Origin of the sequence: Virgibacillus kekensis (genome assembly GCF_042654125.1) — a bacterium.
Classification (GTDB): domain Bacteria; phylum Bacillota; class Bacilli; order Bacillales; family Amphibacillaceae; genus Lentibacillus; species Lentibacillus kekensis.
In genome coordinates this window covers 1-15,057 of the sequence record NZ_JBHSFU010000014.1, presented here as the reverse complement: position 1 = coordinate 15,057, position 15,057 = coordinate 1, and the positions used below count along the sequence as shown (strand labels likewise).

At 42.4% G+C, this 15,057-nt stretch carries 15 protein-coding genes and 12 tRNA genes; 26 read left to right on the top strand and 1 reads right to left on the bottom strand.

Going from position 1 to position 15,057, the window contains the following annotated elements:
* The first annotated feature begins 73 nt into the window (after positions 1 to 73).
* From ACFO3D_RS17190 to ACFO3D_RS17130, 13 genes are all read left to right on the top strand, one after another.
* On the top strand, positions 74 to 1,093 hold the full coding sequence (locus ACFO3D_RS17190; RefSeq protein ID WP_390298990.1) for a LolA family protein: 1,020 nt from the start codon (positions 74 to 76) through the stop codon (positions 1,091 to 1,093).
* A 106-nt stretch (positions 1,094 to 1,199) separates the two neighbouring features.
* Positions 1,200 to 2,324, top strand: a complete 1,125-nt coding sequence (gene alr / locus ACFO3D_RS17185; protein ID WP_390298987.1) for an alanine racemase — start codon at positions 1,200 to 1,202, stop codon at positions 2,322 to 2,324.
* A 261-nt stretch (positions 2,325 to 2,585) separates the two neighbouring features.
* On the top strand, positions 2,586 to 2,873 hold the full coding sequence (locus tag ACFO3D_RS17180) for a CopG family ribbon-helix-helix protein (RefSeq protein WP_390298984.1): 288 nt from the start codon (positions 2,586 to 2,588) through the stop codon (positions 2,871 to 2,873).
* Between the two features lie 4 nt (positions 2,874 to 2,877).
* A complete protein-coding gene (locus ACFO3D_RS17175; protein ID WP_390298981.1) occupies positions 2,878 to 3,237 on the top strand; it encodes a type II toxin-antitoxin system PemK/MazF family toxin in 360 nt (119 codons plus the stop codon).
* A gap of 281 nt (positions 3,238 to 3,518) precedes the next feature.
* Positions 3,519 to 4,388, top strand: coding sequence for an RsbT co-antagonist protein RsbRA (locus ACFO3D_RS17170; protein ID WP_390298978.1), 870 nt, complete (start codon positions 3,519 to 3,521; stop codon positions 4,386 to 4,388).
* A gap of 4 nt (positions 4,389 to 4,392) precedes the next feature.
* On the top strand, positions 4,393 to 4,749 hold the full coding sequence (locus tag ACFO3D_RS17165; RefSeq protein WP_390298975.1) for an STAS domain-containing protein: 357 nt from the start codon (positions 4,393 to 4,395) through the stop codon (positions 4,747 to 4,749).
* A gap of 2 nt (positions 4,750 to 4,751) precedes the next feature.
* Positions 4,752 to 5,153: an anti-sigma regulatory factor gene (locus tag ACFO3D_RS17160; protein ID WP_390298972.1), complete on the top strand. Its 402-nt coding sequence runs from the start codon at positions 4,752 to 4,754 to the stop codon at positions 5,151 to 5,153.
* A gap of 85 nt (positions 5,154 to 5,238) precedes the next feature.
* Entirely contained in the window at positions 5,239 to 6,249 is a 1,011-nt protein-coding gene (locus ACFO3D_RS17155) for a PP2C family protein-serine/threonine phosphatase (RefSeq protein ID WP_390298969.1), read from the top strand.
* A gap of 107 nt (positions 6,250 to 6,356) precedes the next feature.
* Entirely contained in the window at positions 6,357 to 6,689 is a 333-nt protein-coding gene (locus ACFO3D_RS17150; protein WP_390298966.1) for an STAS domain-containing protein, read from the top strand.
* Positions 6,689 to 7,165, top strand: coding sequence for an anti-sigma B factor RsbW (gene rsbW, locus ACFO3D_RS17145; RefSeq protein ID WP_390298963.1), 477 nt, complete (start codon positions 6,689 to 6,691; stop codon positions 7,163 to 7,165). The genes ACFO3D_RS17150 and rsbW overlap by 1 nt, the downstream gene beginning before the upstream one ends.
* Positions 7,137 to 7,928 carry an RNA polymerase sigma factor SigB gene (gene sigB, locus ACFO3D_RS17140; protein ID WP_390298960.1) on the top strand — a complete coding sequence of 264 codons (792 nt, stop codon included), beginning with the start codon at positions 7,137 to 7,139 and terminating at the stop codon, positions 7,926 to 7,928. The genes rsbW and sigB overlap by 29 nt, the downstream gene beginning before the upstream one ends.
* Positions 7,925 to 8,530: a SpoIIE family protein phosphatase gene (locus tag ACFO3D_RS17135; RefSeq protein ID WP_390298957.1), complete on the top strand. Its 606-nt coding sequence runs from the start codon at positions 7,925 to 7,927 to the stop codon at positions 8,528 to 8,530. The genes sigB and ACFO3D_RS17135 overlap by 4 nt, the downstream gene beginning before the upstream one ends.
* A 615-nt stretch (positions 8,531 to 9,145) precedes the next feature.
* Positions 9,146 to 11,323, top strand: coding sequence for a Tex family protein (locus ACFO3D_RS17130; protein WP_390298954.1), 2,178 nt, complete (start codon positions 9,146 to 9,148; stop codon positions 11,321 to 11,323).
* Positions 11,324 to 11,372: 49 nt separating this feature from the next.
* On the opposite strand, the gene ACFO3D_RS17125 is transcribed toward ACFO3D_RS17130, so the two are convergent.
* Positions 11,373 to 12,836 (bottom strand): catalase, encoded by a 1,464-nt coding sequence (locus tag ACFO3D_RS17125; protein ID WP_390298951.1) that lies wholly within the window; start codon positions 12,834 to 12,836, stop codon positions 11,373 to 11,375.
* A 162-nt stretch (positions 12,837 to 12,998) separates the two neighbouring features.
* Between ACFO3D_RS17125 and ACFO3D_RS17120 the strand changes: the two genes are divergently transcribed.
* The 13 genes from ACFO3D_RS17120 (at position 12,999) to ACFO3D_RS17060 (ending at position 14,989) form a co-directional block, all read left to right on the top strand.
* Complete coding sequence (locus ACFO3D_RS17120) at positions 12,999 to 13,457, top strand: SprT family protein (RefSeq protein ID WP_390298948.1); 459 nt, start codon at positions 12,999 to 13,001, stop codon at positions 13,455 to 13,457.
* Positions 13,458 to 13,664: 207 nt separating this feature from the next.
* Positions 13,665 to 13,739: transfer RNA gene (locus ACFO3D_RS17115), tRNA-Asn, on the top strand.
* Between the two features lie 6 nt (positions 13,740 to 13,745).
* Positions 13,746 to 13,836, top strand: a tRNA-Ser gene (locus ACFO3D_RS17110).
* A 7-nt stretch (positions 13,837 to 13,843) separates the two neighbouring features.
* Positions 13,844 to 13,915: transfer RNA gene (locus ACFO3D_RS17105), tRNA-Glu, on the top strand.
* Between the two features lie 24 nt (positions 13,916 to 13,939).
* Positions 13,940 to 14,016, top strand: a tRNA-Asp gene (locus ACFO3D_RS17100).
* Positions 14,017 to 14,024: 8 nt separating this feature from the next.
* Positions 14,025 to 14,099 (top strand) — tRNA-Gln (locus ACFO3D_RS17095).
* Positions 14,100 to 14,252: 153 nt separating this feature from the next.
* Positions 14,253 to 14,328, top strand: a tRNA-Lys gene (locus ACFO3D_RS17090).
* A 5-nt stretch (positions 14,329 to 14,333) separates the two neighbouring features.
* Positions 14,334 to 14,414, top strand: a tRNA-Leu gene (locus ACFO3D_RS17085).
* Between the two features lie 81 nt (positions 14,415 to 14,495).
* Positions 14,496 to 14,581, top strand: a tRNA-Leu gene (locus tag ACFO3D_RS17080).
* A gap of 56 nt (positions 14,582 to 14,637) precedes the next feature.
* Positions 14,638 to 14,714 (top strand) — tRNA-Arg (locus ACFO3D_RS17075).
* 7 nt (positions 14,715 to 14,721) lie between these two features.
* Positions 14,722 to 14,798: transfer RNA gene (locus tag ACFO3D_RS17070), tRNA-Pro, on the top strand.
* A 31-nt stretch (positions 14,799 to 14,829) separates the two neighbouring features.
* Positions 14,830 to 14,903 (top strand) — tRNA-Gly (locus ACFO3D_RS17065).
* A 12-nt stretch (positions 14,904 to 14,915) separates the two neighbouring features.
* A tRNA-Ile gene (locus ACFO3D_RS17060) sits at positions 14,916 to 14,989 on the top strand.
* Positions 14,990 to 15,057: the final 68 nt, after the last annotated feature.

The window sequence follows — 15,057 nt, the reverse complement described above, 5'->3', positions numbered from 1 at the left end:
ATGTGGCAATTCAGTTCCCTGCTCAAGTCCGTAACTCGTACAAAGAGTGAAATGAGACAAGGGAGACATGTCCATGAAAAAAACATTTGGCATCTGGGTAGCAGTTGTCTTTGGTCTGATTCTCATACTCGGCGCTTGTGGGGAAAAATCTCAGGAGGATGTCGTGAATAAGCTTGAATCAAAGCTGGAATCCATGAACGGGTATAAGGCCAAAGCACAAATGACCATGAACACAGGGCAGGAAGATCAGAAGTATAATATAAACGTCTGGCATAAGAAAAAAGATTTTTACCGCGTGGAACTAATGAATGATAAAGATGAAAAAGGAAAGCAAATCATTCTGAAAAACGAAGACGGTGTATTTGTCCTTTCACCAGCGCTAAATAAAAGCTTCAAGTTTCAAAAGGAATGGCCGGACAATGGAAGCCAGCCATACCTCTATCAATCGCTGGTAAGTGATGTGTTAAAAGACAAGGAAGCTACGTTTAAAGTAGGCGAGAAAAACTATATTTTCCAGACGAAGACAAATTATCAGAGTAACAACAATTTGCCATATCAGGAAATATACTTTGATAAAAAGACATATACCCCTGTAATGGTAAAAGTACTTGATAAAGATAAAAATTCTCTGATAGAAGTCAGTTTTTCAGATTTCAACATGAATCCATCATTTAAAGATGATGACTTCGAGATGGAGAAAAACATGACAAGCAGTATCAGCACTGATAAACCGGTTTCCGGTGATGGGAAGGTGGAACCATTTACCGTAGTCTTTCCACTGAATTTGGAAGGTTCAGAACTGGTTGCTAAAAAAGAAGTCTCTCTTGACAACGGTCAGCGGGTTATCATGACATTTGAAGGGGAAAAGAACTTCACATTGATTGAGGAAAAACAGGATACGCTGCCGGCAATGTCCACTCCGAAAATGGTGGAGGGGGAAATTGTCAACCTTGGTCATTCAATCGGAGCATTATCGGATAATACGGTTGAATGGACCAACAATGGCGTGAATTTTGTCTTAGCCAGTGACGAGTTAACCAAAGATGAATTAATCGAGGTAGCAAAATCCGTTCAGGGTAAAGAAGTGAAGTAGAGTGATTGGTACCAAGCAGGCTCATAAGAGAGGGGGTCTGCTTTTTATTTTTGCCCATTATAAGTTAAAATGACTTTAGATTACTATGGTGAAAGGACTGGTAACTGTGGCTGACCAATTCTATCGGGATACATGGGCAGAAATAAACCTTGATGCAATAGCGTATAATATTCAACAGATTAAAAGAAAACTGCCACGTTACAGTGATATTATGGCGGTGGTAAAGGCGAACGCATATGGACATGGAGCAGTAGATGTAGCAAAGGAGGCAATCAGCGCGGGAGCAGGAATGTTGGCGGTTGCTCTTCTCGAGGAGGCAGAGGAGCTTAGAGATGCGGGTATAGAAGTTCCTATACTTGTCTTTGGTCGTGTATCTCCACGGGATGTACCGATTGCAGTGGAGCGGGATATCACCCTAACATTTTTTCAGGCGGATTGGTTGCGTGAAGTAAAACAGCTGCAGCTATCACAACCTGTCAGCCTCCATATGAAATGGGATACGGGAATGGGGCGTGTCGGATTACGAACCGAAGAAGAACTCCTCGCCATTCTTGGTGAGCTGGAAGATCAGCATGCTGCAACACTTACAGGTCTGTATACCCACTTCGCGACAGCTGATGAAGCGGATCTTTCCTATTTCCATATGCAGTATCGGCGTTTTGAAGATTTATTGAAACTATTTAAGCGTTATTGGGATCAACCGGTGGTAATTCATACTGGAAACAGCGCGGCATCTATCCGTTTTCCGGAAGAAATGCAGCACTATATCCGATTTGGAATTTCGCTGTATGGGCTTTATCCTTCTACAGTAGTTAAAAATGAACGGGAGATAGATTTACAGCCGGCATTTTCTTTGCACACCCGGTTAATACATGTGAAGAAAATTGAGGCTGGCGAATCTGTCAGTTATGGAGCGACCTATACGGCGGAAAGAGAGGAATGGATTGGCACGATTCCTATCGGCTACGCTGACGGTTGGACGCGAAAGCTTCAGGGCATTGATGTCCTTGTGGATGGCAAACGGATGCCAACTGTCGGAAGGGTATGTATGGATCAGACAATGATCAGGCTTGATAAAGAGTATCCGGTAGGTACGAAAGTGACGTTAATCGGCAAGCAAGTGGAGGAAGAAATCGAAGCCGATGAGCTAGCTTCCTGGCTGGATACCATAAATTACGAAATTCCATGTATGATATCGGCACGTGTGCCAAGAATATATACCAGAAGATAGCAGGAATTTTTTAGCACAGCTTCCAAGGTAATATTAGAACCCCAATTACTATATGGAATGGCGTCCTTTGGAAAAGCGGATTTTGGTATAATGTTAATATTTTGGAAATAGATATATACCACAGGGAATTTTTATTGAAACCAAAAATCGCCATTTTTATTAAAAAAATTGCAATAGGCCTTTGCAAACCGTACTTTAGAATGCTATTATTAAAAAAGAGCTTAATAAAGTACGTTCAACAGTTGGCGGAGGTGCATGGTTTTGTCAGAGAGCTTACAGGAAATCATCGTACGATTACCAAAAAACCTGTTAAATGAGGTGGATGGATTAATGAAATATGAGAACAGTGACTTAAGTGACTTCATCTGTCAGGCTACCAAAAACTATTTGGATTCTAAGAAAGAAGAGCATATCCAGCAATTCCGTGAGTCTATGCAGCAGGGTTATGAAGAAATGGCCAGAATTAATCTTACAATTGCTTCTGAAGCTTTCCAGGCTGAAGAGGAGGCTGAACAAAACACCTTAGAACGCTCTGTGATCGGGGTGTAAGGGTTTGATCGTTCAACGAGGCGAAGTATACTTCGCTGACTTATCCCCTGTGGTTGGATCAGAACAGGGGGGCATTCGCCCAGTATTGATCCTTCAGAATGATATCGGTAATCGGTTCAGCCCGACCGTTATTGTCGCTGCGATTACCGCCCAGATACAAAAGGCTAAGTTACCCACTCATGTGGAAATTGATGCCAAACGTTATGGGTTTGACCGCAATTCTGTAATTTTGCTGGAACAGATCAGAACGCTCGACAAACAGCGTCTGACTGATAAAATAACTAAACTGGACAGTGTAATGATGGATAAAATCGATTATGCACTGGAAATTAGTCTTGGTTTAAAAGAAATGTATAATAAGTGATTGATACCCCCTTCAAGTCATATGAAGCAGGGGTATTTTTGTTTTCTAAACTGTTTATAGCAAGCTTCACAGGAGCCCTTTGTAGAATTTGTCTACCCCATTCCACCTAACAGGAAACGCTGTAATTCAATTTATGTTACAATAACGGCGAAAGTGACTAACTTAGATACATTCCGCTAAAAGAGTCTTTAAATGATAAAAAGTCTATATAATGATAAAATTTGAATAGACATGCATTTTTTGACTTAAGTAGCCATTTTCAAGATTTCGGGAGGTAAACTATGGACCAGAAATTCAAGAAGATTGTATTGGAAAACAGCGATACAATTGTTCACATGTGGATGGACGAAATAAATTCTTTAAAAGAAGGCAACTATACATCAAGTATCTCTGATGAGTTGTTTGAGAGTACTAACAGGGAATTTGTAAACGTCATTTTTACAAGTATAAAAGATCAGGGGTCAAGCAAGGCATTGGAGAGCTTTTCAGAAAAACTGATTAATCTTGGCTGGCCATTAAGTTATATAACTGATGGTTTGCAGGTGTTCCGTCGGGTTACATTTGACTATATTCTGAGTCAGTCTGATAAACTGGATTCCCCGTATATCTCAAATATACTTAAAAGTGTCGACTTATGGACGGAGCCAATTATCCGTCAGTTGGTCAATGAGTATTCCGGAAGCTGGGAACATATTGTATCCTTGCAACGTGTAGCGCTTCAGGAATTATCGGCCCCACTGATTCCTGTAATGGAAAACATTACTGTAATGCCACTGATTGGAACCATAGATACGGAGCGGGCAAAGTTGATTATGGAAAATCTTCTTGAAGGTGTAATTAAGCATAATTCAGACGTTGTGCTTATAGATATAACAGGAGTGCCGGTTGTAGATACCATGGTGGCTCACCATATCATTCAGGCAGCAGAAGCTGTACGTCTGATTGGTTCTACATGTATCCTTGTTGGGATACGGCCGGAAATTGCTCAGACTATCGTTAATCTGGGTATTGATCTAAGCAATTTCCCAACTAAGAGCTCACTTAAAAAAGGATTTACCAAAGCACTGGAACTCACTAACCGTAAAGTTGTTGACACAAAGGAAAAAAATGTTGATATCGAAGAAATGATAGAATCCTTAGGTGGAGAGTGATAAAATGCGCATACCTATTCTAAAGTTACACAACTATCTGCTAATCTCTATCCAGACGGAAATTGATGATAATACAGCGATTCAGTTCCAGGAGGACCTGTTAGATAAAATTCATAAGAGTGGTTCGTCCGGAGTGGTTATTGACCTTACATCAGTTGAAGTGATTGATTCGTTTATTGCAAAAGTCCTTGGGGACGTCGTGACCATGTCAGATTTAATGGGGGCAAAAGTAGTATTGACGGGGATCCAGCCGGCAGTTGCCATGACATTAATCGATTTGGGAATCCACTTAAGTAATGTCCCAACTGCTTTAGATCTTGAGCAAGGCTTGATTAAACTTCATCAGGAATTGGGGGAATGAGTATGAATCTCCAATCCTGTGTCACGATACAGAAAGAGTGGGATATCGTAGCGGCGAGGCAACTGGGCCGTGATATTGCACGAAAGACCGGGTTTGGTACAGTAGACCAGGCACGTATCGCAACTGCGATATCAGAACTCGCTCGTAATATATATTTATATGCCGGGAGCGGTAAAATCTGTTTTGAAGTAATCGATAACCTGGATCAGAAAGGGATGGCCATGATTTCAATTGATTCCGGTCCCGGGATTAAAGACCTCAGCCTCGTTATGGAGGATGGCTATTCGACATCAGGAGGACTTGGCGCTGGTTTGCCGGGGGTTAAACGGCTGGTTGATGAATTTGATATTAAATCAGAAGAAGGGGAAGGTACTGAAATAAGGGCCATCAAATGGGTTCGATAAGTAAGTATAAAAAGGGGAAAATTCATGCGAATTTTTCCCCTTTAATGTAAGTTGGGAATTAATAAATGACAGGGAGGTACACTTTTTGGATGCCTTAAAATTAGACGCAGCTAACTACAAAGATTTACTAAAACACTACATTGAAACGCAGGATGAACAATCCCTGTACGGGGCCGAGCAAATAAGCAAAGCATTTATCAAAAATAATATCCCTCCAGAAGAAATTGTAAACTTGCACCTTCAGGCATTGGCCAAGTTATATCCGGATCTTCCTGCCCATATTCAGCACTCGCTGGATTTCTTGTTGGAAACCATGATATCATACGGGCTTGCCCACAAGGAGTACCAGACTTTAAGAGAGCAGCAGCTTGAACTGAAGTCAGAAATCTCCGTAGCAGCAGGTATGCAGGATACACTGCTTGCCACCACAAAGCCCGTAATTGACGGACTGGATATAGGGGTTATCAGTGTTGCGGCACATCAGATGAACGGAGACTACCATCATTTCATTAAAGGAAGTGACGGTTCGCTTGGAATTGCACTAGCCGATGTAATCGGCAAAGGAATCCCCGCAGCGCTGTGTATGTCGATGATTAAATACTCCATGGATAGCTTTCCAGAAGAAACGATGAGCCCGAAAGCGATTCTTAAAAACCTGAACAGGGTCGTAGAACGTAATGTCGATCCAAGTATGTTTATTACAATGTTTTATGCTCATTATCTTCCGTCAGAACATAAACTTCGCTACTCCTCAGCAGGTCATGAGCCTGGATTTTATTATGACGCAAGCAAGGATACCTTTGAAGAAATTGAAACAAAGGGACTCGTGTTAGGTGTTTCTCCCGACGCTGATTATCGGCAATATGAACGTGTCATAAACAAAGGTGATATGGTTATTCTTTTAACTGACGGGGTTACTGAATGCCGGCAGGGTGACCGCTTTATTGAAAGTGAAGAAGTCCTGGAGGTTATTAGAGAAAATGCTGACCTACCTGCACAGAAACTGGTGGACAAAGTATATAAGCATTTTGAGCGCCTGCAGAATTTTCAGCTGAGAGATGATTTCACTCTAATTGTTTTAAGGAAACTGGTTTAACTAATAAGTTTTCGGGGTATTGAAAACATGTTACTTAAAAATATATTTCCACTTGTAGAGAGATTTTCAATTTAATCAGTGAAATAACTGCTTTAGGAGGATAAGCAATGAATTTAAATGTGGATGTTGCAGAAGATAATTCCAAATCTGTTATAAAGCTTTCAGGCGAAATTGATGCTTACACAGCCCCAAAATTAAAAGAAACATTACTTTCCAAGACAAAATTGGATGGCCAGACCATTGAAGTGGATCTGGAGAATGTTAACTATATGGATAGTACCGGGCTTGGGGTCTTTATAAGCGCCCTTAAGTCCACGAAGGAAAATAATAGTCACATGCAACTAGTCAATTTGCAGGAGCGAGTATTCCGGTTATTCAAAATCACCGGATTGGAAGAAATTATAGATATTAACTCTACGATCAAAGGTGGAAGTGAGTAATGGAGAAATTTGACTTTATTGAAATGAAGGTCCCTGCTAAACCTGAGTACGTAGGTGTTATCCGTCTATCGATATCCGGTATTGCCAGCAGGATGGGCTTTTCCTATGAAGATATTGAAGACTTAAAAGTTGCCATATCTGAAGCAATTACAAATGCTGTAACCCACGCTTACAGTGATGGTGACGGTGGTGAAATCACAGTAGGATTTGGGGTTTATGAAAACCGTCTTGAGGTCATGGTAGCTGATCACGGTGGCAGCTTTAATTTGAAAGAAATAAAAGGCGGGATTGGTCCATATAGAAACTCTGAACCGGTAGAAAATCTGCGTGAAGGTGGGTTTGGTCTCTTCCTCATTAACGCATTGATGGACAAAGTGGAGATTAACAATAACAGCGGCGTTATTGTCTTAATGACAAAGTATTTAGCTGAAACAGGGGTGGGTCTCGATGACGACCAGATCTCAACCAGACAATAAAGATCGGGATGAGGTTTACCAATGGATCGAACAACTGCAAGAGGATCCTACCGATGAAGTGATCCAGGAGCGTATTGTACTGGCTTATACGGATCTCGTTGAATCGATCGCCAGGAAGTACTCCAAAAACAGCAGCATCCATGAGGATCTGTCTCAAGTAGGGATGATTGGTTTGCTGGCTGCAGTAAGACGATACGATCCATCCTTTGGTAAGTCCTTCGAATCCTTCGCAATACCAACAATAATTGGAGAGATCAAGCGGTTTATCCGCGATAAAACATGGAGTGTGCATGTTCCCCGCCGCATAAAAGAACTTGGACCAAAAATAAAGAAAGCAGTAGATGAACTTACTACGGAAAACCAGGAATCCCCTACGGTAAGAGAAATTGCCGATTATCTGGAGGTCTCAGAGGAGGATGTTCTGGATACGATGGAAATGGGAAAAAGCTACAAAGCTCTTTCAGTTGACCGCAAAATTGAAGCGGATTCTGATGGAAGTACTGTAGCCATCCTTGATCTTGTCGGTAGTGAAGAAAATGGTTATGAGAATATTGACCAGCGACTGTTGCTTGAAAAAATATTACCGATATTATCTGAACGGGAACAGCAAATCCTGAAATGCACTTACTTTGATAATATGAGCCAAAAAGAAACCGGTGAATTACTTGGTATATCCCAAATGCACGTATCGCGTCTTCAACGCCGTTCCCTCAGAAAGCTCCGAGAAGCTATCCAATCCGAGAGCACGGAGGTTCTTGATTGAGCAGCAATAACACGAAAGTAGATGTTTCTATTTTCCAGCGAGCAAAGAAGGGCCAATATTACTGTGGGGATAGCTACTTTTATAAGGAAACGGATAATGAATTTGTATGTGCCCTGGCAGACGGGCTGGGGAGCGGTGAATTCGCTAAGGAATCCTCTCAAATTGTTATCGATATAATAAAGAACAATGCCGATGCAAAAGTAGAACGAATTATAAAAAAGTGCAATGAGGAATTGACAGGAAAACGCGGAGTTGTTGTAGGAATTCTTAAAATGGACTTTGTAGGACGCGAATATTCCTTTTCTTCGATAGGGAATATTGGGATTATGACAATCCCGAAGAATGGGAGAAAGAGAAGAAACATTCCAAACGCCGGATATCTGGCTGGGTATCATCGACCATTTAAGGTTGTTACCAATAAGCTTGAGGATGAAATGAACTTCATTATGTTTTCCGATGGTGTTACTGATAACGATCTTTCGCAGGCTTTCCTTCTGAACAGGGAAGTCGAGCAGATTACAAAGGTTTTTGAGTACCGTAATCAGGAAGCTCGGAATGATGACACTACTTTAATCGCTATTCATTATGAGTTAAAAGAATAATCAAGGAAAGACCGACGATATGTCGGTCTTTTTCAATTAGCTGTCTTCTAAGGATTGTTGCTTTTACACAAAAACTATAAACTGCGACATAACTCGTAGCTTCGCTCCAGAAGTACATTCCGCTTTCCGCGGGCAACGCTTCAACTTCCTCGGAAGAAGCCCACTTCCTGCGGGATTTTCAGCTGTTGCTTCGACGAACAGGACGTTCTAGTACCGGCGTTGGCCACAGGACGTGGCCGGTTTTAGCCGGTGACCCGCTGGAGTCTCCATGTATTTCCGTCGCTGGATTGAAGTTGATTTATATGTATATCAACGCCAAACGCCTATTAGCGCAGGCAGAATGCGTAGACTCCTGGGGGAACAGCACGAGTCCGAAGACCCCGCAGCGGCGTTTTTTCCGCGAGGAGGCTGAGGCCTTGCCCCCGGCAAAGGAAACACTGTGAGAGCTTTAGCTTGAACAGATGTTGACCTTGCACCCGGAGTGGTGAAAGCGAAGTATTCTGACGTAGCGGTAGGTACGGCTGTTATGTAGCAGTTTCTATCAACTTCGAATTGAGGGGCAATGAAATTTACGGAAAGAGCCTGTAAACTTAAGGGGTTTTTGGTAAAATAAGAATGTACATAAAGGAGGAGCAAATAGTGTCAGTTGAATTAGAACAATGGGTTGCTAAAGAAACAGATGTAAACACAGCCACGGTTAAGCGTGTTATTTCCCTGCTTGACGAGGGTAACACCGTTCCTTTTATAGCCAGGTACCGTAAAGAAGTTACCGGTGGTTTGGATGAAGTACAAATTAAATCGATTCAGGATAAATATCAGTATGCAGTTAACCTTTCTGAACGCAAAGAAGAGGTAATCAGGCTGATTGACGAGCAGGGAAAACTCACTGAAGAACTTGAACAGGGGATAAGATCGGCAACACAACTGCAGCGTGTGGAAGACTTATACCGGCCGTATAAACAGAAGAGGAGAACAAAAGCCACAGTTGCAAAGGAAAAAGGGCTTGAGCCGCTTGCAGACCTTGTATGGGAACAGCAGGTTTCTGACATATCATCTGAAGCAAAAGTGTATCTCTCGGAAGAACATGAACTGACAACCATAGAGGAAGTTTTAGCTGGGGTGAATGATATTCTGGCCGAGCGTATTTCGGATGACCCAGCGTACAGGGAATATATCCGTGAAGAGACATTTAAGCGGGGGACAGTCCATTCTGAAGCTAAAAATGCGGAGAAGGACGAAAAGAAAGTATATGAAATGTACTATGATTACGATGAAACAGTCCGTTCAATGGTCTCCCATCGTATTCTTGCGCTCAATCGCGGTGAGAAAGAAAAGGTTTTAAAAGTATCTGTAAATCCTCCTGTTGATCGGATACAAGAATATCTGGAGAAAAAAGTGATCACAAATAAATCAAACCACGAGAGTGCAGATATTCTACATAAGGCGATTGAGGATGGATATAAGAGGCTTATCCAACCTTCAATAGAACGAGAAATTCGTAACACCCTTACGGAAAAAGCAGAGGAACAGGCAATTGATATTTTTTCCAAGAACCTGAAGAATCTCCTGCTGCAACCGCCGCTTAAAGGTAAGACAGTATTGGGTGTGGACCCCGCATTTCGAACAGGTTGTAAACTTGCTGTAGTGGATGAGACCGGTAAAGTTCATGAAGTAGGTGTTATTTATCCGACAGCGCCGAAACATGATACTGCCGGTGCTGAGAAAAAAGTGATGGAACTTATCCGGAAATACGGCGTTGAACTAATTGCTATTGGAAACGGAACCGCATCACGAGAGACAGAGCAATTTATCGCTGACGTGATTGGTAAACATTCACTTGAGATGCCGTATATTATTGTTAACGAAGCAGGCGCAAGTGTGTACTCAGCATCAAAACTTGCACGTGAAGAATTCCCCGATTTGCAGGTTGAGGAAAGAAGTGCAGCGTCTATTGCCCGGAGAGTTCAGGATCCACTTGCCGAACTGGTGAAAATCGATCCGAAATCAATTGGAGTTGGACAGTATCAGCATGATGTCAGCCAGAAGGCGCTTAATGAATCACTGACGTTTGTCGTGGAAACAGCGGTTAACCAGGTTGGTGTTAACGTAAATACTGCCTCAACTTCGCTGTTGCAGTATGTAGCTGGGTTAAGTAAAACGGTTGCGAATAATATTGTGAAACAGCGTAATGAAGAAGGGAAGTTTTCCAATCGTAAGCAACTGAAAAAGATACCACGGCTTGGAGCTAAAACATATGAGCAGGGGATTGGCTTCCTACGTATTCCGGATGGTCAGAATCCATTGGACAGAACACCTATACACCCGGAAAGCTACAATCATACCGAGGAGTTATTAAGGACGATTGGCTGCAGTCTGGAGGATATAGGAACAGATAACCTTCAGGAAAAGCTGAAGGATATAAACAAGAAAGAGATGGCGGACCAGCTTGGGATCGGAGAACCGACACTTGCTGATATCATGAGTGCGTTGAGCCGGCCCAACCGGGATCCGCGTGACGATCTTCCAAAACCGCTGCTCAAGCAGAATGTGTTAAGTATGGAAGACCTGAAACCTGGAATGGAATTGCAGGGGACAGTAAGAAATGTGGTTGACTTTGGTGTCTTTGTCGATATTGGAGTGAAACAAGATGGTCTAGTTCACATTTCCAAAATGGCAAATAAGTTTGTAAAACATCCAATGGATATTGCGTCTGTCGGTGATGTGGTCACGGTCTGGGTAGAACAGGTTGATACTACAAAAGGTCGTATCGCACTTTCCATGATTCAGAACTAATACAAAAAAGCTGATTACCTTTTGGATAATCAGCTTTTTAAAGTTCCTGTTATTGTTTTACCTCTTCTGGAACCGCAAGTCCCAGTCCTTTGGCGATTTTCTCGCCTAGCTCCCGATCAGCTTTATAGAAATGGCTGATCTGACGCAGCTTTATCTCGTCTTTCTCCACAGGTGCCATATGATTTACGAATGCTTTAATCGTACGTTCTTTTTCATCTTGTTCCATCAAACGGAACAAGTCGCCTGCCTGTGTATAATGGTCTTCATGGTCATATGGAACACTGTCCGCCTCGCCGTACACTTCAAACGGGCTAGTTTTGGATGCCGGATCTTCTTTTGGCTCAGTGTCGTAACTGTTTGGCTCATAATTTACAGAACCAGTTCCATTGGTATAGCGCATTTGACCATCGTACTGATTGTTGTTTACTTCGTTTATCGGGCGATTGATCGGCAATTGCTGATGGTTAGCTCCAATACGATATCTGTGCGCATCAGAATAACCGAACAGACGGCCCTGCAGCATTTTATCAGGGGATGCCTCAATTCCCGGTACGAAGTTTCCAGGCGAGAATGCAGCCTGTTCTACTTCAGCAAAGTAGTTCTCAGGGTTACGGTCAAGCACCATGCGTCCAACTTCAATACGCGGATAATCTTTTTGAGACCATACTTTAGTTACATCGAACGGATCCCATTTATATGTTTTTGCATCTTCATATGGCATGATCTGCACGTAAAGTTTCCATGCAGGATAATCGCCGTTTTCAATAGCGTTATATAAATCCTCAATATGGTAGTCAGGATTTTCCCCTGCAAGTTTCTCGGCAAGGTCTTCTCCTAGCCCCTTGACACCCTGTTCACTGATAAAGTGGTATTTAACCCAGAATGCTTCTCCCTGATCATTAACCCATTTGAATGTATGACTGCCGTAACCGTTCATGTGCCGCCATGTTGCAGGGATACCACGATCGCCATGCAGGTATGTTATTTGATGTAAAGATTCAGGTGACAGTGACCAGAAGTCCCAAACGGCATTTGGATCTTTCAAGTGTGTCTTTGGATTGCGTTTTTGTGTATGGATGAAATCAGGGAACTTGATTGCGTCACGAATAAAGAAAATAGGTGTATTATTACCAACGAGATCATAGTTTCCTTCTTCAGTGTAAAATTTAATTGCAAATCCGCGCGGGTCGCGAACAGTATCTGCAGAACCAATTTCTCCAGCAACTGTGGAGAATCGGATGAACATTGGAGTGCGCTTTCCAACTTCATTTAAAAATGAAGCCTTTGTATATTTGGATATATCGTTTGTAACTTCAAAATATCCGTGGGCGCCTCCACCTTTAGCGTGTACAACACGTTCCGGAACACGCTCTCTATTAAAGTGTGCCAGTTTCTCTAGTAAATGAACATCTTGTATTAATATAGGACCGCGATGACCTGCCGTGATTGAGTTTTGGTTATCTCCAACTGGAGCTCCTGATGCAGTAGTTAATTTTTTCTTTTCATTACTCACTTACTGAACACCTCTCATTAATAATTTTTTGAACACATATATAATTATAATATAAATCTATTAAAAATCAATGTTTAATTAAAATTATTATAAAAAGAGATAATGTAATTAGCGTTACTTATATGATAAAATATCGAAAGAACGACTTTTAGGATGATTTATATGAAACTGTTGGACAAAAAAGAACTGCATGAACTGGTAAACAGTTTGTCGATTAAGTATTTCTCAAAGCCATTCAACGATTCAGTCTGCTATAATAACCGACTGCGCACCACAGGCGGGAGGTATTTCCCGAGTAAGAGATTGATAGAGCTGAATAAAAAGTACTTTGCGGAGATGGACGAAGAGGAAGTAATAGGTGTAATCAAGCATGAGCTATGTCATTATCACCTTCATATAGAAGGAAAAGGGTATAAGCATAGAGATAGAGACTTTAAGGAGTTATTAAGGAAGACCGGATCACCAAGGCACTGCAGGCCGCTTCCATCCTATGAAAAAAGAAATCCGAAACATACTTATATATGTAAGAATTGCGAACATGTCTATAAACGATACAGAAGAGTTAATACCAGTCGGTACAGATGCGGAAAATGCCGTGGAGAGTTGGTAGCAGAGGAGTAACAAATGCTGCTAAATAAATTCATGAAATGGATTGACGAAATAAGTCATCCATGTTAAATTAAATAAGCCTTAAGAAAACGGCCAAATAACTAGATTTACTTTTAAATAAGTTATTGAAAAATGATTGACATTGTTCGCTAAATAATGTATTATATTTTTCGTCGCAATAATGATTGAAACACAACCAATCAAGTCAATCGATATTATTCCACAGTAGCTCAGCGGTAGAGCAATCGGCTGTTAACCGATCGGTCGTAGGTTCGATTCCTACCTGTGGAGCCATTAAACGGAGAAGTACTCAAGTGGCTGAAGAGGCGCCCCTGCTAAGGGTGTAGGTCGCGTAAGCGGCGCGAGGGTTCAAATCCCTCCTTCTCCGCCATTTTAATGGCCCGTTGGTCAAGTGGTTAAGACACCGCCCTTTCACGGCGGTAACACGGGTTCGAATCCCGTACGGGTCATCTTATATTTTTATGAATCGGTTGGGTCCGGTAGTTCAGTTGGTTAGAATGCCTGCCTGTCACGCAGGAGGTCGCGGGTTCGAGTCCCGTCCGGACCGCCATATTTTTTTGGGCTATAGCCAAGCGGTAAGGCAACGGGTTTTGGTCCCGTGATTCCCAGGTTCGAATCCTGGTAGCCCAGCCATTAAGGTTCATTTAAGTATATGAATAACAGAACTCATATGAGCCATTAGCTTGCCGCTAACATCCTTGAATTACTGCTATGTGCAGGCATGCGAGGAGTCATTACGACGAGCACCAATGGACACAGTCATCTAATAAGAATACTTTACTCTATGAGCCATTAGCTCAGCTGGCAGAGCATCTGACTTTTAATCAGAGGGTCGGAGGTTCGAATCCTCCATGGCTCACCACCTTTGCGGGTGTGGCGGAATTGGCAGACGCGCTAGATTTAGGATCTAGTGTCTATGACGTGGGGGTTCAAGTCCCTCCACCCGCATCAACCACTTAACTTGCTGTGATATTACACGGCATTTTATTTTGGTTTTTACCAACTATTTAATTCTTTGGCTTTTATTTTGCGGTCGTGGCGGAATGGCAGACGCGCTAGGTTGAGGGCCTAGTGGGGGCGACCCCGTGGAGGTTCAAGTCCTCTCGGCCGCACCAAAAAACTTCTTGCAATGATTTTGGATATATGATATATTAGAATATGTCGCTTTGAAGCGCCCGTAGCTCAATTGGATAGAGCGTTTGACTACGGATCAAGAGGTTAGGGGTTCGACTCCTCTCGGGCGCGCCATTTTTAACGGGAAGTAGCTCAGCTTGGTAGAGCACATGGTTTGGGACCATGGGGTCGCAGGTTCGAATCCTGTCTTCCCGACCATCGTTAGTTTTTTCTTCTATAATAATATTATGCGGGTGTAGTTTAGTGGCAAAACCTCAGCCTTCCAAGCTGATGATGTGGGTTCGATTCCCATCACCCGCTCCATTAATTACTTATGGGCCTGTAGCTCAGCTGGTTAGAGCGCACGCCTGATAAGCGTGAGGTCGGTGGTTCGAGTCCACTCAGGCCCATTTGATCCTTGAAAACTGAACAAAACAACCAGTATGTCAAGAAGACAGGAAAAGCATTTAATGCTTTC